This window comes from Mesorhizobium sp. M1227, from assembly GCF_040318315.1.
GTDB lineage: Bacteria > Pseudomonadota > Alphaproteobacteria > Rhizobiales > Rhizobiaceae > Mesorhizobium.
On the sequence record NZ_JAMYLZ010000102.1, the window covers coordinates 1 to 1114 of the forward strand.

The window sequence follows — 1114 nt, forward strand, 5'->3', positions numbered from 1 at the left end:
CGCCTGCCCGGCCTGCGGTTCCGAGCGGCTGCGCAGGATCAGCGATGATGAACGCGAGGTGCTGGAATATGTGCCGTCACACTTCAAGGTCGTCGTGCATGTGCGGCCGAAACTGAGCTGCCGGGACTGCGAGGCCATCACCCAGCCGACGATGCCCAGCCTGCCGATCGAGCGCGGCAGACCCGGCCAAGGGCTGATCGCGCACGTGCTGGTGTCCAAATATTGCGACCACCTGCCTTTGAACCGACAGTCCGGCATCTACGCCCGCGAGGGCGTCGACCTGGATCGATCGACCCTGGCCGACTGGGTCGGACGGGCCGCCTGGCTGGTCGCGCCGGTGGCCGAGCGCATCGGCGACTACGCTCGCGCCGGCCCGGCCATCCATGCCGACGACACGCCGATCCCGGTTCAGGATCCCGGACGCGGGCGCACCAAAAGCGGCCGGCTATGGGTCGTTGTGCGCGACGAAGGCACCTGGGGCTCGCCCAATCCGCCGGCGGCTTTCTATCGCTACTCACCTGACCGCAAGGGCGAGCACGCCCACGCTCTGCTGGCGCCGGCATCTGGCTTCCTGCACGCCGACGCCTATGCCGGCTTTGACAAGCTCTACGAACCGGATCCGATCACCGGTCGCCCGCGCCTGGAGCCGGTCGCGTGTTGGGCCCATGCCAGGCGCGAACTGTTCGACGAGCACGCTAAGACCAAATCGCCGATCGCGCGCCAGGCATTGGACAAGATCGGCGCGATCTTCGCCGTCGAGCGCGACATCAACGGCCGGAGCGCCGAAGTTCGTCTGGCCGTGCGCCAGGCTCAGAGCGTGCCGTTGCTGGCCGAGCTCAAGAATTATCTGGAGGCCAGCCTGGGCAGGATCAGCCGCAAGGGGACCTCGCCAAGGCCATCCGCTACAGCCTCAATCGCTGGGAGGCGCTCTGCCGCTTCACCCAAGATGGCCGTCTCGAGATGACCAACAATGCCGCCGAACGGGCGATCCGCCCCCTGACGCTCGGACGACGCAACTGGACCTTCCTTGGCTCGGACTCCGGCGGCGAGCGCGCCGCGGTCTTCTACACCCTGATCCAGACCTGTAAGTTGAACGGCATCAATCCGGAGGCCT

The 1114-nt window shown here is 67.1% G+C and carries 1 pseudogene; it reads left to right on the forward strand.

The annotated features are described in order from the left end of the window. Positions 1 to 1114, forward strand: a pseudogene (gene tnpC, locus NKH28_RS34280) (IS66 family transposase); the annotation flags it as partial.